Source organism: Xanthomonas sp. BRIP62409, from assembly GCF_003992965.1.
Lineage (GTDB): Bacteria > Pseudomonadota > Gammaproteobacteria > Xanthomonadales > Xanthomonadaceae > Xanthomonas > Xanthomonas euroxanthea.
Genome location: NZ_QEZJ01000016.1, coordinates 49,007 through 73,118 on the forward strand (window position 1 = coordinate 49,007; position 24,112 = coordinate 73,118).

Genomic DNA, 24,112 nt, shown 5'->3' on the forward strand with positions numbered 1-24,112 from the left:
ACCTTTCCCGTTCACCACCCGCGCAGGTCCAACCATGTGGCAACAACTCTACGACCCGCTCGGTAACGCCAACCTCTCGGCCTTGCTGGCGGCCTTACCGGTGCTGTTCTTTTTGCTGGCGCTGACGCTGCTGCGGCTCAAGGGGCTGACCGCCGCGTCGCTGGCGGTGCTGGTCTCGGTGGCGGTGTCGTCGCTGGTGTTCGGCATGCCGATGGCCAGCATCGTGGGCGCCGCGCTGTTGGGCATTGCCAACGGCATCTTCCCGATCGGCTTTATCGTGCTGATGGCGGTGTGGCTGTACAAGCTGGCGATCCGCAGCGGCAAGTTCGAGGTGATCCGCGGCAGCATTGCCACGGTGTCCGAAGACCAGCGCATCCAGGTGTTGCTGATCGCGTTCTGCTTTGGCGGATTTCTGGAAGGTGCGGCCGGGTTTGGCGTGCCGATCGCCATCTGCGCGGCGTTGCTGGTGGAGCTGGGCTTCCGTCCGCTCAAGGCGGCAATGCTGTGCCTGCTGGCCAATGGCGCGGCGGGTGCCTACGGGGCGATCGGCATCCCGGTGCTGGTGGGCGCGCAGCAGGGCGGCGTGCGCCTGGACGAGATGTCGCTGATGCTGATCGCGCTGGTGCAGGTCTGCGCACTGCTGGTGCCGGCGGGGCTAGTGGCGATGCTCGATGGCTGGCGTGGCGTGCGCGAGACCTGGCCGGTGCTGCTGTTTGTCGGCGTGGTGTTCAGCGGCGTGCAGACGGTGACCTTGTCCCTGCTGGGTCCGGAACTGGTGGACATTGTCGGCCCGCTGGCCGGCATGGGCGGGCTGGCCCTGTTCATGCGGTTCTGGCGGCCCAAGCGCATCTACCGCGAAGCACAGGCGCCGCCGTGCTCCACCCAGCGCTGGACGCTTGCCCAGGTGCTGCGTGCGTGGTCGCCGTTCTACATCCTGACCGGCGCGATCCTGGTATGGAGCCTGCCTGCGTTCAAGGCACTGTTTGCCGCGGACGGCGCGCTTGCCGCCACGGTATTGCATCTGCCCATCGGCCTGCTCGATCAGCGCGTGCAGGAAGTGCCGCCACTGGTGGCCAGCGTGCGCACGCTGCCTGCGGTGTGGAATGTCGGTTGGCTCAACGCTTCCGGCACGGCGATCCTGATCGCCGCGGTGCTGACGGTGCTGCTGTCGCCGCGCCTGACCCTGCGCTCGGCGACCGGCGAATTGGCCCAATCGGCGAGGGAGATGTGGAGACCGCTGGCCACCGTGTCGCTGGTGATGGCGGTGGCCTATGTCACCAACTATTCCGGCGCATCGTCGAGCATTGGTCTGGCACTGGCGCAGGCCGGTGGCGTGTTTCCGCTGCTGTCGCCGGTCATCGGCTGGATGGGGGTGTTCATCACCGGCTCGGTGGTCAACAGCAATACGTTGTTTGCGCATCTGCAGGCGGTGACGGCGGCACAGATCGGCGTGCCGGCCGCATTGCTGGTGGCGGCCAATACCGCCGGCGGCGTGATGGCCAAGCTGGTCTCGCCGCAATCGATCGCCATTGCCGCCGCTGCGGTCAAACTGGTGGGTCAGGAGTCGGCAATCATGCGGACCACCCTGGCCGCCAGCCTGGGATTGCTGGCGTATGTCTGTCTTTGCACGTGGCTGTTGTCGATGCTGCTGCACTGATGCCGGTGGCGGCGTGCCGGCCGGACGAATATCCGCATTGCCCAGGCGTCTTCAGCCTGCTTGCGGATCACTTCGCCTGCCGCCCCTGCACGGCACCAGCGGTGCCGAACAGGCGCATCAGCACCACGACGAGCAGCGCAACAAAGCTCAACTCCCACACATAGAACGCGATACCCACGTGGTCGATCATGACCTGGTGGCCGGCCTCGTTCTTGTCGAACCGGGTTGCGCGAAAGGTATCCAGCCCGATCAGGCACGCCGCTACCAACAGCGCCGCCGCCACCTTGTCCACCTTGAAGAGGTAACACAGCCACGCCAGGAAGAACAACGGATTGCTCATCCAGGCCACGCATTGGCCATCGACCACCTGCATCCAGCCAAGCAGCAGGATGACGAAGCCACCCAGGTGATCATTGCCGCCATGCAATGCGGGCAGGCATAGCGCAACGCCGTACAGCAGGGCCGATAACACGGGTAGAAAAATCTTCACGAGCGTCCTTGTCCAGGATGAGGCGAGTGTGCGTGTGCTCTTCCGGAGCTCCGGATCGCATCTGCACGGGCGAGCTTGTCCACTATAGACACTGCGCGCGCAGCTTTCACCGGCGCCCCGGGCCAGCCAGGGGCGGCCAACCCCACACCCGGTTGCGGCTAATGCGTGCCGGTTCTCTTCGCAGCGCCCGCTCCGCCTGCCCGCTTGGCAGCGCTGCCCTTACGTGCCACGGCCATGTTGTCGACCAGGTTGGGATAGGGCCGGCCCGCTGCCTTGGCGCGCTGTCTGGCTTGCGTCTTCTGCGCTGGAGAAAGCGAACCTGAGCGCGAAGCACGCTTCGGATCCGGCTTGTTCCATGGCGCTGAAGCCTTGCCCTCGCCTTTCTTTGCAGTGCTGCGCGTGGAGGCGCTCTTGCTGGCCGCAGGTCGGCGAGCGGCGGTCTTTTTTCTCGCAGTCTTCTTTGCAGGTCTTTTCTTCGCCGTCGCTTTCTTGACTGTGGTCTTCCTTGCTGCGGTCTTCTTTACAGCCGCCTTCTTGGCTGCCGTCGTGCCGGTGGCCTTGCGGGCACCGGTCGACGACCTGGACGTTGATGTCGCCGCGCCACCGGCCATTGCTTTGCCGGCTGCGCCTTGTCTCGCCGAAGGTTTCTTCGCGGAGGCCGTTCCGGTTGTGTTCCTTGCGGCCTTCTTTGCGGCGGTCTTCCTTGCGGTGCGTTTGGCTGCGGTCTTCCCGGCGGTGCGTGTCTTCGTACCACTGGCTCCGGCGGCGGCCGTGTTGCTGGTGCTTGTGCCCTTTCCTGCTTTGGTCTTCGCGCTGGCTGCATCCTGCAGACGCTGGTACAGCCGCGCCGCCCAGCGCTGGCCGGCATCGCCGCCCCAGAGCAGCCAGGCGATGTAGCCTGCAGATGGTGCACTGCGATCGGCCCAGCCCTTGGCGTTCTTGTCCACGCTGTGGCGCGCGAAGTACGCATGCATGCGCCGGATGGTCTGCGTGGACAGCGACGTCTGTGCCGACAGGTCGCGTGCACGCGCAACGCCGATCGCGGTGCCGCCACGCCCGTGCTGCTCGCGCAAGCGCAGTCCGCGTGCCGCTGCGTTGGCAACGTTCCTGGGTGGCAGTGTGGAAATCGCCTGCTTTGCTGGTGTGCGTGCCACGGGTTGCTCCTGTCGCATCGAGTTACCGTAGTGTTCGCATGCGCCGTGCTGCTGCATGTGAAGAGGCTGGCAGCCGTGCCTGCGCACGCCACACGCCGATGGACGTGACTCGGCGATACGCAGGCACGCCACGCGGCGCGCGCTTGCGCGGTCGCCAAGGCGAGCTCTCGCTCAGCACGCACCGGCAAGCGACATCCGCCGCGCCAGGCGCAGCCGCAGATCAGCCTGCTTGGGAAGCTGGATCGCCGTGCATGTGTCGCTACACTGGCCTGCCACGGCTATCGCAAGAGTGCTGCATGCGCCTGTTGAAGACCTCGTTCCACGCGGGCCTGCTCGCTGCCGCAATCGGCATGCTCCCCGTGCTTGCGCAGGCTGCCGACGCAGCGGCGCCGGCAACCACATCGGCGCAATCGACACAGTCGCCCCAGTGGCAGGTGCTGAGCACACGCAATCAACCGCATGCGCGCCATGAGAACAGCATGGTGGCCATCGGTGATCGCCTGTATCTGGTCGGCGGACGCGATCAGCGCCCGCTGGAGATCTTCGACACCCGCACGCGCCGCTGGTCGCAGGGCAGTGCGCCGCCGCTGATGGTGAGCCACGCGCAGGCGGTGGTGTCGTCGGGCAAGCTGTACGTCGTGGGCGGGTTCACCGGCGACTATCCCGAGGAAGCGTCGCTGAGCAATCTGCTGACCTACGATCCCCGCACCGACCACTGGCAGGTGGGGCCGGAGATTCCCAAGCATCGCCGCCGCGGCGCGGCAGGCGCGGTGGAGCACGACGGCGTGTTGTACCTGGTCGGCGGCAACACGCGCGGCCATATGAGCGGCTATGTGCCATGGCTGGATGCGTTCGACACCAGAACGCAGCAATGGACGCAGTTGGCCGACGCACCGCGTGCCCGCGATCATTTCCATGCAGTGGTGCTCGACGGAAAACTGTATGCCGCCGGTGGCCGCAGGTCGGCGCACGAAAGCGGTAATACCCTGGCGCAAACGATCCCCGACGTCGATGTGTATGACATCCAGCGCGGCACCTGGTCGGTAGCACCGGCTGCGCTGCCGACGCAGCGCGCAGGCACTGCGGCCATCGCACGCAATGGCCGCCTGCTGGTCATCGGTGGCGAGAGCATGCGGCAGGTCAAGGCGCACGACGAGGTGGAAGCCTACGACCCAGCCGCGTCCACCTGGACGACGCTGGCAGCATTGCCGCAAGGGCGGCATGGCACCCAGGTCGCCGCCGTCGGTGACGATCTGTACATCGTTGCGGGCAGCGGCAACCGTGGCGGCGGGCCGGAGCTGGATGATGTGTTGGTGTTGGGCGGGGCGGAAGCCACACGCTAAGCGAGGTGGGCTGCATCCGAGCCGGATCGCAGTCTTGGCTCGAAGGGAAAGCGGCTTGTCGTACTGGGCGATCGGTCACGCTCCATCGCGGCCAGGGCCGCTCCTACAAGAGCGGCGACTGGGTGTGGTGCGGTGTGGCGGGCTACTGGATGCTACCTTGCAAACTCCAGGCCCCGCGCCTTGACGCGCACTCGCGTCAGCATCGCGTGCGAGGTCATGTAGAGGGTGTGGCCGTCGTCGCCGAAGGCGCAATTGGAGATGGCCTCGCCGGTTCCGATGCGGCCCAGCCTGCGGCCGTCGGGGGCGAACACGATGACGCCGCCGGGGCCGGTGGCGAACAGGTGGCCGTCGGCGGAGACCGCCATGCCGTCGGGCAGGCCGGGCGCGTCCTTGGCCACCAGATCGGAGGCGTCGGCGAACACGCGCTTGCCGGTCACCGCACCGTTGTCATCGAGCGTGTAGGCCATCCAGATCGGGCGCTGCGGATCGGAGTTGGCCACATACAAGGTGCGCTCGTCGGGCGACAGGGCGATGCCGTTGGGAAGGCTGAGGCTGTCGTCCAGCAGGTGCACGCTGCCGTCGGTGTCCAGGCGGTAGATGCCGTTGAAGCGCAGTTCCTTGACCGGCGAGTCGTTCATGCCCTTCAGGCCATACGGCGGATCGGTGAAGAACACCACGCCATCGCTGCGGCGGACCAGATCGTTGGGGCTGTTGAAGCGGTGGCCTTCGAACTGCGTTGCCAGCGGTGTCTTCTTGCGCGTGACCGGGTCGAGCCTGGCGACGATGCGCGTGCCGGAATCGGCCAGCAGCACGGTGCCGCCAGGTTCGGCATACAGACCGTTGGCGCCGGCCTCGCGTAAGGTCGCCTGCTCCGGGCCGCTATAGCCGGAGGGCGACAGAAACACCGACAAGCCTCCGTCTTCGGACCAACGATAAAGCTTATTTTCCGGCACATCGGTGAACAACAGATAGCCGCCATTGCGCACCCAGGCCGGGCCCTCGGACCAGGTGAAGCCTTCGGTGAGCTTCTCGATGCGCGCGTCGGCCGCAACCACCTTACCGAAGCGCTGGTCGAAGGTTTCCAGGTGCCCGATCGCCGTGAAGCGCGGCGGCGGAGCTTCCTTTTTCGTGCAGGCAGCGACAATGGCCAGCAGCGGAACGGCCAACAGCAGATAGGGCGGTAAGCGCATCGGTCAGTCCAGTAACGAAGTCGGGCCATGATGCCACCATGCGTGTGCAGGTCTGCTGCGCACGCCGGCGACCATGCTAGCGCTCGCCAGCGTGCGCCGGCACCGCCAATATCGCATCCACTGCCGGCTTGGGCTGGTAATTGCGATCGAACAGCAGCGGATAATTGGTACGCCCCGGCACGGGGTAGTCGTTCTTCCATGACATGCCGTCGGTGACGCCCCAGACACTGACGCGGGCGAGCTTGTCGCGCTTGCGCCAGAACAGCGCGAACAATTCGGCATAGCGATCACGCAGTTGCGCCTGCACCTGCGCTGGCAGGCCATCGCGATACGGGTCGAGAAAGCGCTTGAATTCCGGCAGCTGGAACTGCGGGTGTGCAAGGCCGGTGCCGATGACCTGGCCTTCCCTGGTGAGCGGCAACACGTCGATATCCAGCTCGGTGATCATGACCTTGATGCCGAGCGCGGCGTAGGCATCGATGGCGTCTTCGATGTCGCGCAGGCTGGGGTAGTTGAGCCCCCAGTGTCCCTGCATGCCGACGCCGTCGATACGGATGCCGGCCTGCTGCAGCATCCTGACCATGCGCACGATCCCGTCGCGCTTGCTGGGCCGCCAGGCGTTGAAATCGTTGTAGTAGAGCTGCGCATCCGGTGCATACCGCTGGGCAAAGGCGAAGGCGTTACGCACCACGGTGTCACCGTCGCCGACCCGCTGCACCCAGTTGGTATCGCGGTAACTGCCGTCTTCGTCGATGATCTCGTTGACCACGTCCCAGGCCTGCACCTTGCCGGCATAGCGCCCTGCCACGCGCTCGATGTGCGCGCGCATGCGCTCCAGCTGCGCATCGGCGGTGTTGGGCTTGCCCTGTGCATCGACGAAGAACCAGTCCGGCGTCTGGTTGTGCCAGACCAGCGTATGGCCGATCACGAACAGGTCGCGGCTGCGGCCGTAGGCGACGAAGGCATCGGCAGCGCTGAAGTCGAACACGCCCGGACGTGGCGCAACCACCTCGGCCTTCATCACGTTTTCGGCGGTGACGGCATTGAAGTGGCAGGCGACCAGCGCCGCAGAAGCGGCATCCTTGCCGGAGACGATGTCGGCATTGACGGCGGTGCCGATCAGGAAGCCGTCGGCGTAGGCGCGCCGGAGCGACGTGCTGCGGGTGTCGCAGGCAGCGGAGGCTGGCAGTGCAGTGACGGCGCTGATGACGGCGAACGCAATGCTCAGGCAGGTTGATGCGCGCGTACTGTTTTCTTGCATGACAGGCGTCCTGATCGGATGCGTTTTCTGTTCTCTTCGCGGCTGACCGTGACTGGCAATGCGCGCCAATGCGGGATCGCAGCTTATGCGTTGCCAGGTGCGTGTGAATCCGGCAACCACGCTAGCGAACGCGGGAGCACGTTTGCGTCCATCGCATCTGTTGCGTGCAGGCACCGCATCGCCATCCGCACGCGACAGCTCACCTGCACGTGCCACACAATTGCCGAGCAGCAGCCCCATCACTCCACCACCACCTGCGCACTGGCCGCCTGCAAGCTGTCGGACTCGACATGGACGGTGATCGTGCCCCGCACGCCGGCCTTGCCGCGCACGATCGCCAGACACAGGCCGTTGAAGGCGTTGCGCTGCGGCGCGGCGAACGACTCCAGGTTGGTGGGGTCGCCATTGTCGGTAGCGACGAGTTCGCCCGGGCCCTCGATGCGGAAACGCAGGCGGTCGCCAGCGGTCGGCGCAGGACGTCCGGCGCGATCGAACAGGCGCACGGTGACAAAGCTCAGATCCTGCCCGTCGCCACGGATGCGGCTGCGGTCGGGCATCACCTGCATGCGCGCGGCGCTGCCGGCGGTCTGCACGCGGTCGCTGGCCCAAGGCTTGCCCTGCCTGTACGCCTGCACGCGCAGCTCGCCGGGCTGGTAGACCACATCGTCCCAGCGCAGCCGGTACTGCAGCGGGCCCTTGCGCTTGCGCCCCTGCGAGACGCCATTGACGAACAGCTCGGCCTCGTCGCCGGAGGTGAACACATGCACCGGCGTGACCTGGCCCTCGCGGCCGGGCCAGGTCCAGTGCGGCAGCAGGTGCGCCATCGGCAGGTCGGGGCGCCAGCGTGACTGATACAGCCAGTAGCGGTCCTTGGGAAAACCGGCCAGATCGAAGATGCCGGAGTAGGAACTGCGCGAGCTGTAGTACGGCGTGGGCTCGCCCAGATAATCGAAACCGGTCCAGACGAATTCGCCGGCAACATACCGATGCTGGTCCTGGGCCGCGAACACCTTGTCGGCGCTGGAGCCGAAGTCCACCGCATGCAGTTCGTAGGCGCTGACCTGGTGCGCGACCGAATCGCCGCCGCGCCCATCGCGCACCGGCGCGCTGGTGTCCGGCGTCACCGGAAACAGATACACGCCGCGGCTGCTCAAGGCCGAGGCGGTCTCGCTGCTGAGGATGGCCTTGTGCGGAAACGTCGCATGGAACGCCGGGTATTGCGGTTGCTTGCGAATACGCTCGGTGCCGGCGAACTCCGGTGTGTCGCGGATGCCCTCGCCCTGGTAGTTGAGGCTGATGACATCCAGCGCAGCCGGTAGCGGCATGTCCGGCGAGGCGTAGTTCATCGCCACCGTGGCCGGGCGCGAGGGGTCTTCCTCATGCACGATGGCGTGCAGTGTGCGTGCGATCGCCGCGCCCTGCTCGCCGGTGTATTGCTCGCCGACCTCGTTGCCAACGCTCCACAGCACCACCGAGGGATGATTGCGGTCGCGCCGCAGCATCGCGCGCAGGTCCGGCTCGTGCCACTGCGGGAACACCAGGTGGAAATCCAGCGGGGTCTTCTTCATCTGCCAACTGTCGAACACCTCGTCCACCACCAGCAGGCCCATGCGGTCGGTCAGCTCCAGCAGCTCCGGCGCGGGCGGGTTATGGCTCATGCGGATGGCGTTGGCGCCCATCTGCTGCAGCAGCTGCAGTTGCCGCTCGGCGGCGCGCACATTGAACGCCGCACCCAGCGCGCCGAGGTCGTGATGATTGTTCACGCCGCGAATCGGCACCTGTTCGCCGTTGACCAGCAGGCCCTGCTCGGCATCGAACACGATGCTGCGGATGCCGAACGGCGTTTCGTAGCGATCCACTACATGCCCATCCTGGCGGACCTCGGTCACTGCGACATAGCGATGTGGGCGCTGGGTGGGCGGCGGGCCCCAGAGACGTGGTTGGTCGATCTGCGTGCTGCCCTGCACGCGGGCGCTACCACCCGCGGGAACCGCAACCCGCATGGCGGCAATGCGCGCGACCGGCTCGCCACTGCGCGTACCGCGTGCAGCGTCGAGCACATAGATCGCGGTGCTCACCTGCGCCAGCACCGCACTGCGGGCGGCATTGTCCAGCGTGACTGCCAGCTGCACCTGCGCCCTGTCGGCCGACACCTGCGGCGTGGTCAGCTGCGTGCCCCAGTGCGCGACATGCAGCGGCGCGGTCCTGGTCAGCCATACATTGCGATACAGCCCGCCACCGGGATACCAACGCGCCGAGTCGGGCGGGTTGTCCAGGCGGATCGCCAGCTGGTTGCTGGCGCCAAACACCACGTGCGGGCTCAGGTCCACGCGCCAGGAGCTGTAGCCATACGGCCAGCCGCCGACCAGCTTGCCGTTGAGCCAGACCGTGGCATAGGCCATCGCGCCATCGAGATCCAGAAACAGCGAACGTCCGCGGTCGCTGGCCGGAATGTCCAGCGTCTTGCGGTACCAGCCCACGCCCCAGCTCGGCAGGCGCCCCATGCCGCCGTACGGGCCATCGGCCAGGAACGGCCCGGCGATGGCCCAATCGTGCGGCAGATCCACGCGCTCCCAGCCGCTGTCGTCGAACTGCGGCTGCACGAAGGCCACGCTGCTGCCCGGATGCCCGGGCGGGCGAACATGGCGGTTTGCCGGGTCTGCAATCAACGCATTGGCCGTGGGCAGGATCCACGGCTTGAGCACGCGTGTTGCGGCGGCATCGAGGTGCTGCGCCTGCTCGGGCCGGGCATCGGCCACCTTGCCGTCTTCGCTGCGTAGCACCTGCGGGCGGACGTCGTAGTCCAGGAGTTGGCGATTGCCGGGAGGATCGCCGCGGTGGAAGCGCCATTGCGCGTTGAGCGAGACCCGCTCACGTGGCAGTTCGGTAGGCACCGGTGGTGCTGCCAGCGCGGGCATGACGATGAAGATGCAGAGCATCGCCACACGTGCAACACCTGCGCAGCGCCTCAAATCGTGCATCACCGGTGCCTGCCTGCCGGCACGCGTCATGGCGCGGCACCCTTCTGCCGTCTATACACGCACGGCATGTTCGCCCTTCGTGCACACGTGTGGGCCTCGCTGCCTGCTGCCTCGCCCACCTTCACAGGTGGTAGGCCCGCTTGGGCAAGCGGTAGGCCAGATCGATCGCCACCTCGACCGCTTCATCCTCATCCAGGCGATGCTCGGCAACCAGCCTGGCGAGAAACGCGCTGTCCACGCGCCGCGCCACATCGTGGCGTGCCGGGATCGACAGGAAGGCGCGGGTGTCGTCGTTGAAACCCACGGTATTGTAGAAGCCGGCACTGGCGAGCGTCTGCTCGCGGAACCGCCACATGCCCTCCGGCGCGTCATGGAACCACCAGGCCGGGCCCAGCAACAGCGACGGGTAATGCCCGGCCAGGGGCGCCAGCTCGCGGCTGTAGCTGGTCTCGTCCAGGGTGAACACGATCAGGTGCAGGCGCGGGTCGTTCCCGAACCGGTCCAGCAAGGGCTTGAGCGCATGCACGTAGTCGGTGCGCATCGGAATATCGGCACCCTTGTCGCGCCCGAAGGTCTGGAACAGCTGCCGGTTGTGATTGCGGAAGCAGCCCGGATGCAGCTGCATCACCAGGCCATCGTCCAGGCTCATCGCCGCCATTTCGGTCAGCACCTGCGCGCGGAACAGCTCGGCCTGCGCGGGTGTGGCCGCACCGCGTACCACCGTGTCGAACAGGCGCTGCGCCTCGGCCGGCGGCAGATCGGCAGTGGCCGCGCTGGGGTGGCCATGGTCGGTGGAGGTTGCGCCGTGTGCGGCAAAGAACGCGCGGCGCTGCCGATGCGCACGCAGATAGCCCTGCCAGCTCAGCACGTCCTCGCCGGTGAGCGCGCCAAACTGCTGCAGTGCGCCGGCAAACTGTTCGTGTTCGGGGTCGACCACCGGGTCCGGCCGATACGCGGTGAGCACGCGTCCCTTCCAGCCGCTGGCGCGAATGGCCGCGTGGTGCTGCAGCGTGTCCAGCGGCGATTCGGTGGTGGCAATCACCTCGATGTTGAAACGCTCGAACAAGGCCCGCGGGCGAAACGCCGCTGTCTGCAAGGCGGCGGTGATGTGGTCGTAGTAATGATCCGCAGTGCCGGCATCCAGCCGGATGCGCAAATCGAACACGTCATGGAAGACATGGTTGAGCCACAACGCTGACGGCGTACCGCGCAGCAACGTGTAGTGCTCGGCGAACACGCGCCACGCCGCGCGCGGGTCCACCGCCGCGCGCGACCCGTCCGCCCGCGGGATGCCCAATGCGTCCAACGCGATGCCCTGGCTGTAGAGCATGCGGAACACATAATGGTCCGGCACCAGCAGCAACTCGGTGGCATTGGCGAATGGCGCATCGGTGGCGAACCATGCCGGGTCGGTATGGCCGTGCGGGCTGATGATCGGCAGCGCGGCGACCTGCGCATATAGGCGCCGTGCGATCGCGCGCGTGCCGGGGTCGGCGGGCAGCAGGCGGTCGTCGTGCAGGGTCAGGGGCGAAGGCGTGGACATGGCATCAATGCACCAAAAGAGACTGAAAACGAAATCCAGCGACTGCACGCTTCATGGCGCGCGCGTGCCGGGATGACTGGCAACGTAATCGCGCAGCCAGGTCAGCGCAGGCCGTTCGGTGCCATCGGCACGGATCAGGTACGCCGCCTCCTTGTCGCGCCACAGGCCGGGGCGGAACCCCCACAGCGTGATGCCGCGCACCGCCGGGTGCTCCCAGAACACCGGGAAGACGCGCTGGTAGTCGGCCAGCTGCTGTGCATCGGTGGGCCCGTCCAGGTCGAACTCGGTGATGTAGATCGGCAAGCCGGTCGCGGCCAATGTATCCAGATTGGCATGATGCACCGACATCGCCACATTCGGGGTGGTTTCGAAGGCATGCTCCTGCACGCCGATCGCATCGACCAGCTGCTCGCGCTGCAGCAACTGCACGATCTGCAAATACTTTTGCGTGGCCTGGGGGCTGTTGGTGATGCTGTAGTCGTTGATCATCAGCCGCGCACGCGGAAAGTGCTGGCGCGCCAGCCGGAACGACTGCAACACCCATTCCCAGCCGCTGGCGCCGTTGCCGCCGAGCGCCTGCAGATAATTGCCGCCGCCGGTGTCGTCCTTGCTGGGCGGGTCGTTGAGCGGCTCGTTGACCACTTCCAGCAGGTCGATCTCCGGATAGCGCTGCGCCACCGCGGCAAACCACTGCGCGATCTCGCGGCGCTGCTCAGCCGGCCGCAGCGACTTGATCCACTCCGGCTGCTGATTGCCCCACACCATCACATGCATCTGGAACGGCATGCCGTTGGCCTTGGCCAGCCGGTAGGCGGTATCCAGCCCGCTCCAGTCCATCTGGTCGCGCACCGCTTCCACGCTGCCCCACTTGCCGCTGTTCTCCGGCGTGAGCTTGTTCCAGTACTGCGCAAATTCCGGGGACTGTTGCGGACTGTAGGCGCTGCCCAGGAACTTGGGCGCGCCGGCGGCCAGCGGTGCGGCCTGCGCCAGGCTTGCGATGTTCGCTGCAAACAACACGCCGGCTGCCAGTGTGCGTAAGTGCATGATGCTTCCCTCAGGACGATGCGGTGGCGGCCGGTGAGGCCGCTGCCGGCAGCTGCGCCGGCTCCAGGCGTGGTACCAGCGCGTGCACCACCGCCAGCGCCAGCAGGTAGGCCGAGCCTGCCATCAGGAACACCGGCACATAACTGCCGGTGGCTTGCAGCAGGAACCCGATGAAGGTGGCGATCAGCATGCCACCGACCGCCCCGGCAAAGCCGCCGATGCCGACCACCGTGGCCACCGCATGCCGCGGAAACATGTCCGAGGGCAGCGTGAACAGGTTGGCCGACCAGCCCTGGTGCGCGGCGGTGGCCAGGCCGATCAGGCCGACCGCCAGCCACAGATTATCGGCACGTGCAGCGAACACGATCGGCACCACCGAGACAGCGCAGATCAGCATGGCGGTCTTGCGCGCGCGGTTGACGCTCCAGCCGCGCGCGATGAAGCGCCCGGCGACCCAGCCACCGGCGATGCTGCCGATATCGGCCAGCACGAAGATCACGATCAACGGCGCGCCCAGTTGCAACAGGCTCAAACCGTATTCGGCATGCAGGAACTTGGGCAGCCAGAACAGGAAGAACCACCAGATCGGGTCGGTGATGAACTTGCCCAGCACGAACGCCCAGGCCTGCCGGTGCCGCAGCACCTGCAGCCACGACAGCCGCCGCTGCACCGGCTCGTGCGCATCGCTGCGGATATGCGCCAGCTCTGCCGCCGACAGGCCGGGCTGCTGCTCCGGCGGGTGATAACTGAGCCACCACACCAGCAGCCAGGTGGCGCTGAGCACGCCCGTGAACAGGAAGGCCGCCTGCCAGCCCCAGGCGGTGGCGATCAGCGGCACCAGCAACGGCGCGACGATGGCACCGATGTTGGAGCCGGAGTTGAAGATGCCGGTGGCCAGGGCGCGCTCGCGGCGCGGGAACCACTCGGCCACCGTCTTCAACGCAGCGGGGAAGTTGCCGGACTCGCCCAGCCCCAGGAAGAAGCGCGCGATCGCAAAGCCCACCACGCTGGTGGCCAGCGCATGCCCCATCGCCGCCAGGCTCCAGATGCCGATCGCCAACGCGTAGCCGACGCGCGTCCCGAAGCGGTCGATCACCGCACCGCTGCACAACAGGCCCAGCGCGTAGGCGGCCTGGAAGGCGGTGACGATATAGCCATACTGGATCTCGTTCCAGCCGATCTGCGTCTGCAGAAACGGCGCCAGCACGCCGAGCACCTGGCGGTCGACATAGTTGATGGTGGTGGCGGCAAGCAGCAGTGCGCACACGCGCCACCGCATGCGGCCCAGGCGCGCCAGCGTGCCGGCGGGCGCTGCGGCGTGCGGCAACTGGCTCATGTGCCCGCGCGCCGCAGCGCTGCTGCGCGCAGCATGCGCGGGGCAATCGCGCAGCGACCACTGCAAGGCACTGCCGCATGCCCGGGGTAGCCCGGCCTCCGGCTGCCGCGTTCTTCGGTTCGATTCATCGAGCACTGCACCTGCACGAAGGTGGCCTTGCGCCACGGGTGATAGCGCTACCATTACCACGCCATCGGGCAAAAACCATCGCGCAGTGCAGCACGCCACAAGGTCGTGCATGACGAATACGGTTTTGAGCACGCCACTGTCGCAATCGCTGCGTTGCTCCGCCGCCTATGCTGCCCTGCAGCGTGATGTTCTGAATTTGGTAGCGCTACCATCCGGCGTCACTGATCGCCCGTTCTTCCCCACCGCACCATCGCCGCGCCGCGCATCGGCAGCGGCACTCCCTGCGCAGGGGCGATGCGTGGGACATCTGCTCACCTGTTAGGGAAGGGATTACGGTGAAGAACAGCTACGCACGAACCGCGTTGTCCTGCGCGTTGGGGTCCATCCTGCTGGGCATGGCCAGCACTGCCGCCTGGGCGCAGTCCAGCGATGCCAGCAGCGCCGCGCCTGCCGCACAACCGCCACCGGCCACCGCTGCCGGCGGCGATGCGGTGACCCAGCTCGACACCGTCACCGTGTCCGGCTACCGACGCAGCATCCAGTTCTCCACCGATGCCAAGCGCGACTCGGTGGGCTTTGCCGACACCGTGTTTGCCGAGGACATCGGCAAGTTCCCGGACATGAATATCGCCGAGTCGCTCAACCGCATCCCCGGTGTGCAGCTCTCGCGCGACGTCAATGGCGAGGGCTTGAACATCGCCATCCGCGGCCTGGGCACCAGCTTCACCAAGACCACGCTCAACGGCGCCAGCATCGCCACCGCCTCGATCGGCCTGAACGCGCAGAACCAGAACCGCGAAGTTGATCTGAACCTGTTTCCCACCGAATTCTTCACCCAGCTCACCGTGAGCAAGACGCCCACCGCCAGCATGCTCGAAGGTGGCGTGTCCGGCGTGGTGGACATGCGCAGCGCGCGGCCGTTCGATCGCCCCGGCGTGCACTTCACCTACCAGGCCCAGGCCGACTGGAACAGCACCAGCGAAAAGACCACCCCGCGCGGCGCCTTCATGGGCAGCTGGACCAACGAGCAAGGCACCTTCGGCGCGCTGTTCGGCGTGGCCTCGGTGCGCAGCAAGCTGGGCGTGCGCGGCTTCGAAAGCGTGGGCTGGACCAACCCCGGCCTGACCTACACCCAGTGCGGCCTTACCCCGCCTGCGGGCACGCCGGCCACCAATCAGCCGGCCGCCTGCAACGTCAATGGCGGCGGCAACTGGCGCATTCCCGACCGCGTGCCGGCCACCGCCGGCAGCGGCCTGACCACCGGCGAGACCATCGATGCGGCCTGGCTGCTGGCGCGCAACCCCGGCCTGAGCATCGACCAGATCAGCGACGCACTGATTCCGCGGCTGGGCCGCAGCGTCTACATGAATGGCGATCGCGACCGCGATGCCTCGGTGATGTCGCTGGAATGGCGCCCCTCCGACAGCATGCATTTCTACCTGGATACGCTGTATTCGGAAGCCAAGCGCACCACCGAGCGCATCAGCATGAATCTGATCGGCCGCAATGGCAACATGATCCCGCTGGGCATGCAGCTGGACCAGAACAACGTGGTCACCAGCGCCACCTTCGCCAATGCGCAGTACTTCCTGGAAGCGCGCCCGTACCGCGAAGAGGTCAAGTTCTGGAGCGTCAACCCGGGTGCGGAACTGTTGTTCGGCGCGGACCAGGACATCAAGCTCAACGTGCAGGCCAATGCCACGCGCAGCTGGCTGGATCGCGAATCGCCCAGCATCCTGGTCACCTCGCCGTTCACCACCGTCGACTACCGCAACGAAGGCGGCGACCGCCCGTCGATCAGCAGCCCGCTCGATCTCAACGACCCGAACCTGGGCTGGGGCTGGAACGGTGGACGGGTCAATATCCAGAACGAAAAACGCGTGACCGAAACACGTGGCGGGCGCGCCGACCTGCAGTTCGGCGAAGACAAGCGCAACATCAAGATCGGCGCCGCCTACGACCAGGCCGAGCGCATCATTCGCGGTTTCGACAACAGCATCGCCTGGGAGCAGGTGGTCTGCCGCGGCGGCGGCGGCACCATCTGCAACGGTGGCCCCGGCTCGGCAATTCCGAATGCGGCCCTGGCCGGCTATCTGCGCCCTGGCCCGGACGGCTTCATCACCGCCGATTTCAACCGCTTCCTGGGCGACACCAACTACTACGCGCTACGCGATTCCGCCCCGGAAACCAACTCCGCCAACACCGGTGCCTCGGCCGGCGGCATCCGCGAAAAGAACTGGGGTTTCTACATCGAAACCAACGCCGAAACCGAGGTGTGGAACCGCACGCTGCGCTTCAACGCCGGCGTGCGCTACGTGACCACCGACCAGACCATCACCGGCCCGGTCACCATCAACGGCATCCGCCGCATCCAGGTGCTGGATTCGGACTACAAGGAAACCCTGCCCTCGTTCAACGCCGCCTGGGACGTGGCCGACAACGTGGTGCTGCGCCTGTCCAGCTCGCGCACGCTCACCCGCCCCGATCCCAGCGCGATGCTGCCCAACACCAACTTCAGCGACCCCTCCGCGCAGACCGCAACCCAGGGCAATCCGAACCTGGCGCCGTATCTGTCCACCAACGTGGATTTCGGCGGCGAGTGGTACACCGGCGGCGAAGGCTATGTGGGCCTGACGCTGTTCAACAAGCGCATCAGCGGCTTCACCGTCAACGGCGTGCGGCGCATTCCCTTCAACGACCTGGGCGTGCCGTACGAGAGCCTGCTGCCGATCCAGCAGGCCGGCCTGGACCAGCGCGGCGGCCCGAATGCGGCCACCGTGGATGTGCAGACCCAGGTCAACGCCGACGGCGTGCTCAACATCCGCGGCACCGAGGCAATCTGGGTGCAGCCGCTGGACAAGCTGGTCGACGGCCTGGGCTTCAGCGTCAACTACACGCATGTCACCCAATCCTCCGAAGGCGAAGGCATTCCGGCAGTGGCGGTCGGCGTCGCGCCCAACCTGTGGAACGGCACCGTGTACTGGGAAAAGGATGCCGCCTCGGTACGCCTGTCCTACACCTGGAACGACGACATGGTGATCTCCGGCGCCAACCAGAACGGCATTCCGTATGCGCGCCTCAACGCCGATGCGCGTGGCCAGCTGGACCTGTCGGCCAGCTATGCGCTGGACTGGCTGCCGTCCAAGCCGCAGCTCACCCTCAACGTCACCAACCTCACCGACGAACCGTTGCGCACCACCTACGCCTGGCCCAACGCCACCTACGATCTGTACGAGCCCGGCCGCACGGTCATGCTCGGCATCCGCGGCACGTTCTGAGCGTGGTCATCGACACGACCGCACAGAGGCCAGGCGGGTGTGGCCGACCCGTGGAGCGCGCGTGGCCTTGTTGCATGGCACGCGCACCGCATGCCGCTGCCGCTGCCCTGGCGACGGCGCGCGCGGTTTTGCCGGACACTTCAGGCGCCATGCCTGCCGGCGCGATCCGGACCGATCGCGGTCGGCGGCATGGCGCGCGCCGCGGCGTTTCCCGCAGCACTTCTCGAGCCCGCCCCGCCTCATGAACGATCTGTCACAACAGCTCTCCCTGCGCGAAAAGATCGGCTATAGCCTGGGCGACCTGGCCGCCAACCTGATCTTCCAGACGCTGGTCACCTTCCTGGCGTTCTTCTACACCGATGTGTTCCGCATCCCGGCGGGCGTGGCCGCCACGCTGATCTTCGTGGTGGGCATGCTTGGCGCGTTCGTGTTCACGCCCATCATCGGCATCCTGGCCGACCGCACCCGCACGCGCTGGGGCAAGTTCCGCCCGTGGATCCTGTGGACGGCAGTGCCGTTCGGTGCGTTGTCGCTGGCCGCATTCAACACGCCCGCCCTCGGCGAGCAGGGCAAGATCGCCTATGCCTTCGCCACCTACACGCTGCTGATGCTGGTATACGTGGCCAACAACCTGCCCTATTCGGCATTGAGCGGCGTGCTCACCGGCAGCATGGAGCAGCGCAACAGCCTGTCGGCGTATCGCTTCCTGGCGGTGACCTTCGCGCAGTTCATCATCCAGGTGTTGCTGCTGCCGCTGGTGCTGATCCTGGGCAATGGCGACAAGGCGCAGGGCTTTCGCAACACCATGGCGCTGTTCGCCGCCGTCGGTACGCTGTGTTTCCTGATCACCTTCTTCACCACCCGCGAGCGGGTGCTGCCGATCAGCGAACAACGCAGCAGCGTGCGCCAGGACCTGGGCGATCTGGTCCGCAACAAGCCCTGGCTGGTGATGCTGGCGCTAACCATCTTGGTCTTCATCAATCTCGCCATGAAAGGCGGGATGTACATCTACTACTTCAAGTACTACCTCGATGCCGGCGCGCTGGCGCAGTTCCTCGACAATGCCGGCTTCAACCGCTTCATCGCTGCAATCAATAGCGTGCTCACCGGCGCCGGCATGAGCGCACTGCAATGGCCGCAGGACGCACCGACCTCGGCCTTCAGCGTGTTCAGTGCCGGCGGCATCCTGGCGATGATCGTGGGCATCGGCTTTTCCAAACGCCTGGCCGACCGCCACGGCAAGCGCAATGTGTTCGGCGGCGCGCTGCTGGTTTCCACGCTGTTTTTGCTGGCGTTCTATGTGTATCCGCCGGCGGCGATCGGCTGGGTGTTCGCCTCCTATGTGCTGCATGGCTTCTTCTACGGCATCACCATCCCGCTGCTGTGGGCGATGATCGCCGACGTGGCCGACTACTCGGAGTGGAAGAACCACCGCCGCGCCACCGCGATCATCTTCTCGGCGATGTTGTGCGGGCTGAAGATCGGCCTGAGCGTCGGCGGCGCCCTGGTCGCCGGCATCCTGGCCTTCTATGGCTACGACGCCGCCCTGCCGCTGCAAGGCGCTGCGGTGACGAGCGGCATTCGCCTGGCCATCAGCGTGTATGCGTCCATCCCGTTCCTGCTCGGCACCGCGTTGCTGGCGCTGTACGAGATCGACAAGACGCTGGAAACCCGCATCGAACACGAGCTGGGCCTGCGCCGTCAGGCCGCACCACTCGCTTCCCCCTGACTCCCTCCTCCCACCTCATGCACAGGTACGCGCATGTCCGATGAACTGCACACCGCTGCACTGCAGGCGCTGGCGCGCACCGCCATTTCCGCACCGCTGGTCACCCACCTCTACACCGCCGACCCGTCCGCACACGTGTTCGACGGCGCGCTGTACATCTACCCCTCGCACGACATCGATGCCGGCGTTGCCTTCAGCGACGACGGCTCGCACTTCGACATGGCCGACTACCACGTGCTGCGCATGGCGCATCCGCACGCGCCGGTGGAAGACCTGGGGCAGGTGCTGCACGTGCGCAACGTGCCCTGGGCACAGCGCCAGATGTGGGCACCGGATGCCGCGCAGCGCGACGGCAAGACCTACCTGTATTTTCCCGCCAAACGTGCCGACGGCATCTTCCAGATCGGCGTGGCGGTCGGCGATGGCCCGCAAGGCCCGTTCGTCGCCGAGCCCGAACCCATCGCCGGCACCTACTCGATCGACCCGGCCGTCCTGGCCGACGACGACGGTGCGCACTACCTGTACTTCGGCGGCATCTGGGGCGGCCAGCTGCAGCACTACCGCGATAATGTCTACGCGCCGACCCATCAGGAACCTGACGACGCTGCGCCTGCGCTCGGCCCGCGCGTCGCCCGCCTGCGCGAGGACATGACGCAACTGGCAGAGCCCACCCGCGAGATCGTCATCCTCGACGAACACGGCGCCCCGCTCCGCGCCGGCGACCACACCCGCCGCTTCTTCGAAGGCCCCTGGGTGCATCGCCATGCGGGCCGCTACTACCTGTCGTATTCCACCGGCGACACCCACCTGATCTGCTACGCCACCAGCGACTCCCCGTACGGGCCATTCGTCTACCAGGGCGTGCTGCTCGCACCGGTGATCGGCTGGACCACGCATCACTCCATCTGTGCGTTCGAAGGCCAGTGGTATCTGTTCTATCACGACGCTGTCTTGTCGGGCGGGCAGACGCATCTGCGCAGCATCAAGATGGCACCGTTGCAGCATGATGCCGACGGAAGGATCGCGACGATTTATCCATATGGCGAAGACGCGGTGTCGCCCTGGTGAATGTCGTTGCGCTCCTGCTTCCCGGAACGTCCACCAGCGCGTCATGGCTCCACCGCCGGCACTGAACGACACGTCCTGTCACCGCGATGCTTTCAAAGCAAGTCGTGATCCTTACTGCGGCCGATCGTCGCCCCAGCGCTCAAGTCTTTGATCGAGCATCTCCTGGCGTGCGCGACGCGTCGGCCTCGCTCTTCAACGCGGCCATGACATGTTGGACGTTACCGTCGCCTCATTGGCACGGCAGGCCGGCGTGCGCCAGTGCGGAACTGCATCGCATGGGGTTGCATCCGCACGCATGGCAACTCCGTAGGGCATGTACGTGTTTCTTTCAGGTGGAGATTGTCATGCGACATGGTTCGATGCTGTTGTTACTGACGCTCGCGGCCCACGGAAGTGCCAGCGGCGGTGAGTCGCGTTCCGCCTTGCCGCGCGCAGACAGCGTGGACGTGCCGCGCTTCATGGGCGACTGGTACGTGATCGCGCACATTCCCACCCGGCCCGAGCGCAAGGCCTACGATGCGGTGGAGAGCTATGCACTGCGCCCGGACGGCCGCATCCAGACCACGTTTACCTACCGCAAGGGAAGTTTCGAGGCACCGCTCAAGTCCATGCATCCGATCGGCCGGGTGGCGAAGGAGGGCAATGGCGCGCTGTGGAGCATGCAGTTCTTCTGGCCGCTCAAGGCCGAATACGTGATTGCCTGGCGCGATGCGGAGTACACGCAGACCATCGTGGCACGCAGCAAGCGCGATTACGTCTGGTATATGGCGCGCACGCCGCAGGTCTCCGAGGCCGACTATCAGCAGGCCGTCCAACGTATCGCCGCCATGGGCTACGACGTCTCGCAGCTGCGCCGCGTCCCGCAGTCGCAGCGCTGACGCGGTAAAGCGCCGCTGCGGTAACAAAACTGCGACCGCGCTCAGCGACGCAGTGACCGCATCGCAGGCGCTTACGCGCCGCGCGCGTCAGACGTCCTTGTCATCCACGGAAAATTCCCACCCGTCATTCAAGCCACCCAAGGGCTTGGCTTCGGCTGCCAGCTCTTCCTCGAACGCCGAAATCGCCTTGTACGTTGGGATCATGGTCGGATACACCGTTACGTCCATCGGAAACGCCGTGTTGTCCGGGTAGTGGCAGCAACGCACCTTCTGCTCGAAGCGCAGCAGCGTCACCGAGAACTCCAGTGCCGACTCCTTCGTGGGGAAGACCACGGAGAACGCAATCTCACGTGGCTTGGATAGATCCACCCCTTGCTGGGCGATGTGCCAGAGAGTGTCGCCGTTGTCGTCGTTGGGATACAGGTCCGGATGTCGTTGCATGGGGGTTTGGATTTTTTTGCGGCCAATTGGCCGAGGAGGAATTCTAGCGCCTGGCTCTTACCAGGTATTCATACGCGACGTAGCAATGGCGCGCCGCCAGCGGCACTGGAGAGCAGGTACTCAGGCAGAGCAGGAGGCTCGCTGAGCAGCGCGGTTATCGCAGGTAGGGCGGGGGCAGCAAGACCCGTCGTCTGGCCGCCGGCTTCAGCACCCGAATCCAATTAGACGCGCGACTGGAGTCGCGTAGTGACCATGCAACCGCATGCAGAGTGGGCGCCATCCAGAGCAACCGACGGAGCATCAATGCTGATCACAGGTCACTTCAGACAATGGTGAAAACTCCATGTGGTTGGGGCATGTCCTCCGGTCGCCACTGCTTGTGACGTCTCTGACCACGCTCCACATCGTGGGCGTGACATCATCCTGCCTTGTTACCAGACCTTTCATCAGCTTGTGGACGATAGGCGCACCGCTGCCTTATCCACAAGGTCGAAATTGTCAGACATTGCGTTGTTGGCGGCGCTGGCCGGGTTGGCGGCGGCGAGCAGTCTCAGGGCCGGCAGGGAAGACCGCAGGCGCATCGTAAGGCTCCTTTCTCGACGGACGTGGCCGCGCGGCAATGAGGGGATCGGGTGCGCCGCCCGCTTCCCCGGCGGCGCGCCGGCGTTGTCGCAGCCTCAAGCTGCCTGGCAAGCAGGTGACGCGACCGGGCCGCGGTTGTGTATGCTCGGAGCCGTGGAAACCCTCTCACCCGCCGAGATCGCCGAGCAGATCGCCGAGTTGCGACGCGCCCACCGCGCGTTGGACGAGGAGATCCAGCGCGTGCCCGCGAACCTGGAGGACGAGCTGCAGATGAAGCGCTTGAAGAAGCGCAAGCTGCATCTCAAGGACTGCATCACGCGGCTGGAGATGGAGCTGGTGCCTGACGAGCCGGCGTGAGGCCATGCCTGCAGTTGGGTTCGCTTGTCGACACCCGCGCGCTGATCGCGGCGTGCCCGCTCTTGGGGCCAAGTCCCCTGCGTAGGAGCGCACCTGGGCGCGATGAGGCGTCCCCCGGAAGGCCCGTCGCGCTCAGGCGTGCTTCTACGGTGCCTGTAAGCAGATTGGCTGGCGGGGCTGCGAATGCGCGACATGTGATTCGCGATGGGGGACGCGGCGTGTCATGGCGGGTTGAGCAAGCGCGGCCGTGGCGTGGCGTTGCGCGCACGTAACCGCCTGACTGCGAGTCCGCAGACGTTGACCAACTGTCGCTGCGTTTCCCGCATGCGCCCTTCGGGCACCTCCCCCGCCAGCGGGAGAAGGAAGCGCCAAGGCGAGACAATCAGACTCCCTGCGTGCAGCGCTCAGCCTGCCCGCAGCAGGATCTTGCCGCGGCGGCCCGGCTCGGCGCTGGCTGCGGCGGCCTTGGCGGCGTCTTCCAGGTCGAACACCGCTTCCACCGGCAGGGCCAGGCAGCCATCGACGGCGGCCTTGAGCAGTTCGCCGATCATGCGGCGCTTGTCCTCGGGCTTGGTGGCGGCCATGACCTTGCTGCCCCAGAAGCCGCGCACGCTGGCCTGCTTGAAGATCACATCGCCGCTGGAGATCTGCAACGGCTCGCCGGTCATCGAGCCGAACGAGACCAGCTCGCCGCCTTCGGCCAGCAGCCCCATCAGCTCGCCGGCCGCGCTGCCGGCAACCGAGTCGATCGCGCGCACGATGGGCGCGTCGCCGGCCAGCGCGCGCGCGGTCCCCTGCCAGCCTTCCTGCGCGGTGGAGACTGCATTGCCAATGCCCAGCGCTTTCAACTCGTCCACGCCGGCATCGCGGCGCACCAGGTTGATCACGTTGATGCCGCGCGCGGCGGCGAGCATGGCCACGGTCTTGCCGACCGCGCCGTTGGCGGTGTTCTGCACGATCCAGTCGCCTTTTCTGACCTGCAGGAATTCGATCAGCATCAAGGCGCTCAGCGGCATGGCGATCAGCTGGCAGCCGCGGTCGTCGTCGAGCGCGTCGGGCAGCGGCACCACGCCAGAGGCATCGGCGAGGAAGTACTCCGCCCAGCTTTCATGCACGCCGGCGGCGACCACGCGCTGGCCGATCTGCAGGCCGTCGACACCGTCGCCGAGTGCGTCGATCACGCCGGCCGCTTCGCTGCCGCCGATGGCGGGCAGCTCGGGCTTGTAGCCGTAATTGCCGCGCACCGTCCACAGGTCGTGGTTGTGGATCGGCGAGCGACGCATGGCGATGCGCACCTGGCCCTTGCCGGGTTGCGGGGTGGGCCGCTGGCCGAGTTCGAGCACCTTGGCAGGGTCGCCGAATTGGGTGTGGATGGCTGCGCGCATGGAATCTCCTGCCGGGCACGCCAGTGGTCCAACGCACCCGATCGTGATGAAAGGTGGCGCGATGCTATCGGCACGGCCGCAAGCGGAGGATGAAACGGGCGGAACTGTTGTGTGAAGCTGCGGGCGTCAGTGGACGACGCCAGAAGTGACTCTGGTCTGCTGCAGCGCCGGGGGGTTGCGTTGACTGGCCCTCATCCACCCTTCGGGCACCTTCTCCCGGAGGGAGAAGGGAGGCGTCGTGCGCATCTGCGCTTCCCTGCAGGTGC

At 66.3% G+C, this 24,112-nt stretch carries 17 protein-coding genes; 7 read left to right on the plus strand and 10 right to left on the minus strand.

Annotated features, from left to right (window positions below; translation table 11 throughout):
- Window positions 1-34 precede the first annotated feature (34 nt).
- Window positions 35-1,657 carry a lactate permease LctP family transporter gene (locus EO170_RS06045; protein WP_126943305.1) on the plus strand — a complete coding sequence of 541 codons (1,623 nt, stop codon included), beginning with the start codon at window positions 35-37 and terminating at the stop codon, window positions 1,655-1,657.
- Window positions 1,658-1,724: 67 nt separating this feature from the next.
- Here the strand turns inward: EO170_RS06045 and EO170_RS06050 are convergent, their stop codons facing one another.
- Both EO170_RS06050 and EO170_RS21580 read right to left on the minus strand, forming a co-directional pair.
- Window positions 1,725-2,147 (minus strand): hypothetical protein, encoded by a 423-nt coding sequence (locus tag EO170_RS06050; protein WP_104584323.1) that lies wholly within the window; start codon window positions 2,145-2,147, stop codon window positions 1,725-1,727.
- A 158-nt stretch (window positions 2,148-2,305) separates the two neighbouring features.
- Window positions 2,306-3,301, minus strand: coding sequence for a DNA-binding protein (locus EO170_RS21580; protein ID WP_206513982.1), 996 nt, complete (start codon window positions 3,299-3,301; stop codon window positions 2,306-2,308).
- Window positions 3,302-3,597: 296 nt separating this feature from the next.
- Here EO170_RS21580 and EO170_RS06060 point away from each other — a divergent pair, with 296 nt between their 5' ends.
- Entirely contained in the window at window positions 3,598-4,644 is a 1,047-nt protein-coding gene (locus EO170_RS06060) for a kelch repeat-containing protein (protein ID WP_126943307.1), read from the plus strand.
- Between the two features lie 152 nt (window positions 4,645-4,796).
- On the opposite strand, the gene EO170_RS06065 is transcribed toward EO170_RS06060, so the two are convergent.
- The 6 genes from EO170_RS06065 to EO170_RS06090 form a co-directional block, all read right to left on the minus strand.
- Window positions 4,797-5,834 carry an SMP-30/gluconolactonase/LRE family protein gene (locus EO170_RS06065; protein WP_126943310.1) on the minus strand — a complete coding sequence of 346 codons (1,038 nt, stop codon included), beginning with the start codon at window positions 5,832-5,834 and terminating at the stop codon, window positions 4,797-4,799.
- 76 nt (window positions 5,835-5,910) lie between these two features.
- Window positions 5,911-7,095 carry an endo-1,4-beta-xylanase gene (locus EO170_RS06070; RefSeq protein WP_164740927.1) on the minus strand — a complete coding sequence of 395 codons (1,185 nt, stop codon included), beginning with the start codon at window positions 7,093-7,095 and terminating at the stop codon, window positions 5,911-5,913.
- A 239-nt stretch (window positions 7,096-7,334) separates the two neighbouring features.
- Window positions 7,335-10,013: a beta-galactosidase GalB gene (gene galB / locus EO170_RS06075; protein WP_126943384.1), complete on the minus strand. Its 2,679-nt coding sequence runs from the start codon at window positions 10,011-10,013 to the stop codon at window positions 7,335-7,337.
- A gap of 184 nt (window positions 10,014-10,197) precedes the next feature.
- The gene (gene uxaC / locus EO170_RS06080) at window positions 10,198-11,619 is read right to left on the minus strand and encodes a glucuronate isomerase (protein ID WP_126943313.1); all 1,422 of its coding nucleotides are present in this window, start codon (window positions 11,617-11,619) and stop codon (window positions 10,198-10,200) included.
- Between the two features lie 51 nt (window positions 11,620-11,670).
- Window positions 11,671-12,663, minus strand: a complete 993-nt coding sequence (locus tag EO170_RS06085; RefSeq protein WP_126943316.1) for an endo-1,4-beta-xylanase — start codon at window positions 12,661-12,663, stop codon at window positions 11,671-11,673.
- Window positions 12,664-12,673: 10 nt separating this feature from the next.
- A complete protein-coding gene (locus EO170_RS06090) occupies window positions 12,674-13,999 on the minus strand; it encodes an MFS transporter (RefSeq protein ID WP_119132121.1) in 1,326 nt (441 codons plus the stop codon).
- A gap of 464 nt (window positions 14,000-14,463) precedes the next feature.
- Here EO170_RS06090 and EO170_RS06095 point away from each other — a divergent pair, with 464 nt between their 5' ends.
- The 4 genes from EO170_RS06095 (at window position 14,464) to EO170_RS06110 (ending at window position 21,081) form a co-directional block, all read left to right on the plus strand.
- On the plus strand, window positions 14,464-17,406 hold the full coding sequence (locus tag EO170_RS06095; RefSeq protein WP_164740928.1) for a TonB-dependent receptor: 2,943 nt from the start codon (window positions 14,464-14,466) through the stop codon (window positions 17,404-17,406).
- 241 nt (window positions 17,407-17,647) lie between these two features.
- Window positions 17,648-19,135 (plus strand): MFS transporter, encoded by a 1,488-nt coding sequence (locus tag EO170_RS06100; protein WP_126943322.1) that lies wholly within the window; start codon window positions 17,648-17,650, stop codon window positions 19,133-19,135.
- A gap of 33 nt (window positions 19,136-19,168) precedes the next feature.
- The gene (locus tag EO170_RS06105) at window positions 19,169-20,203 is read left to right on the plus strand and encodes a glycoside hydrolase family 43 protein (RefSeq protein ID WP_126943325.1); all 1,035 of its coding nucleotides are present in this window, start codon (window positions 19,169-19,171) and stop codon (window positions 20,201-20,203) included.
- A gap of 344 nt (window positions 20,204-20,547) precedes the next feature.
- On the plus strand, window positions 20,548-21,081 hold the full coding sequence (locus tag EO170_RS06110; RefSeq protein ID WP_126943328.1) for a lipocalin family protein: 534 nt from the start codon (window positions 20,548-20,550) through the stop codon (window positions 21,079-21,081).
- An 87-nt stretch (window positions 21,082-21,168) separates the two neighbouring features.
- Here EO170_RS06110 and EO170_RS06115 read toward each other — a convergent pair whose 3' ends face one another.
- Complete coding sequence (locus EO170_RS06115) at window positions 21,169-21,522, minus strand: ribonuclease E inhibitor RraB (RefSeq protein ID WP_126943331.1); 354 nt, start codon at window positions 21,520-21,522, stop codon at window positions 21,169-21,171.
- A 735-nt stretch (window positions 21,523-22,257) separates the two neighbouring features.
- Between EO170_RS06115 and EO170_RS06125 the strand changes: the two genes are divergently transcribed.
- Complete coding sequence (locus EO170_RS06125) at window positions 22,258-22,461, plus strand: YdcH family protein (protein WP_164738977.1); 204 nt, start codon at window positions 22,258-22,260, stop codon at window positions 22,459-22,461.
- 404 nt (window positions 22,462-22,865) lie between these two features.
- On the opposite strand, the gene EO170_RS06130 is transcribed toward EO170_RS06125, so the two are convergent.
- Window positions 22,866-23,846, minus strand: a complete 981-nt coding sequence (locus EO170_RS06130) for a zinc-binding dehydrogenase (protein WP_126943334.1) — start codon at window positions 23,844-23,846, stop codon at window positions 22,866-22,868.
- Window positions 23,847-24,112: the final 266 nt, after the last annotated feature.

What these genes read in the sequence shown, in the direction of transcription:
- EO170_RS06085 (WP_126943316.1), bottom strand. Translation starts at nt 12,663, where the DNA reads ATGCACTTACGCACACTGGCAGCCGGCGTGTTGTTTGCAGCGAACATC.
- EO170_RS06045 (WP_126943305.1), top strand. Translation starts at nt 35, where the DNA reads ATGTGGCAACAACTCTACGACCCGCTCGGTAACGCCAACCTCTCGGCC.
- EO170_RS06060 (WP_126943307.1), top strand. Translation starts at nt 3,598, where the DNA reads ATGCGCCTGTTGAAGACCTCGTTCCACGCGGGCCTGCTCGCTGCCGCA.
- EO170_RS06100 (WP_126943322.1), top strand. Translation starts at nt 17,648, where the DNA reads ATGAACGATCTGTCACAACAGCTCTCCCTGCGCGAAAAGATCGGCTAT.
- EO170_RS06065 (WP_126943310.1), bottom strand. Translation starts at nt 5,834, where the DNA reads ATGCGCTTACCGCCCTATCTGCTGTTGGCCGTTCCGCTGCTGGCCATT.
- EO170_RS06115 (WP_126943331.1), bottom strand. Translation starts at nt 21,522, where the DNA reads ATGCAACGACATCCGGACCTGTATCCCAACGACGACAACGGCGACACT.
- EO170_RS06130 (WP_126943334.1), bottom strand. Translation starts at nt 23,846, where the DNA reads ATGCGCGCAGCCATCCACACCCAATTCGGCGACCCTGCCAAGGTGCTC.
- EO170_RS06105 (WP_126943325.1), top strand. Translation starts at nt 19,169, where the DNA reads ATGTCCGATGAACTGCACACCGCTGCACTGCAGGCGCTGGCGCGCACC.
- galB (WP_126943384.1), bottom strand. Translation starts at nt 10,013, where the DNA reads ATGCCCGCGCTGGCAGCACCACCGGTGCCTACCGAACTGCCACGTGAG.
- EO170_RS06090 (WP_119132121.1), bottom strand. Translation starts at nt 13,999, where the DNA reads ATGAGCCAGTTGCCGCACGCCGCAGCGCCCGCCGGCACGCTGGCGCGC.
- uxaC (WP_126943313.1), bottom strand. Translation starts at nt 11,619, where the DNA reads ATGTCCACGCCTTCGCCCCTGACCCTGCACGACGACCGCCTGCTGCCC.
- EO170_RS06070 (WP_164740927.1), bottom strand. Translation starts at nt 7,095, where the DNA reads ATGCAAGAAAACAGTACGCGCGCATCAACCTGCCTGAGCATTGCGTTC.
- EO170_RS06110 (WP_126943328.1), top strand. Translation starts at nt 20,548, where the DNA reads ATGCGACATGGTTCGATGCTGTTGTTACTGACGCTCGCGGCCCACGGA.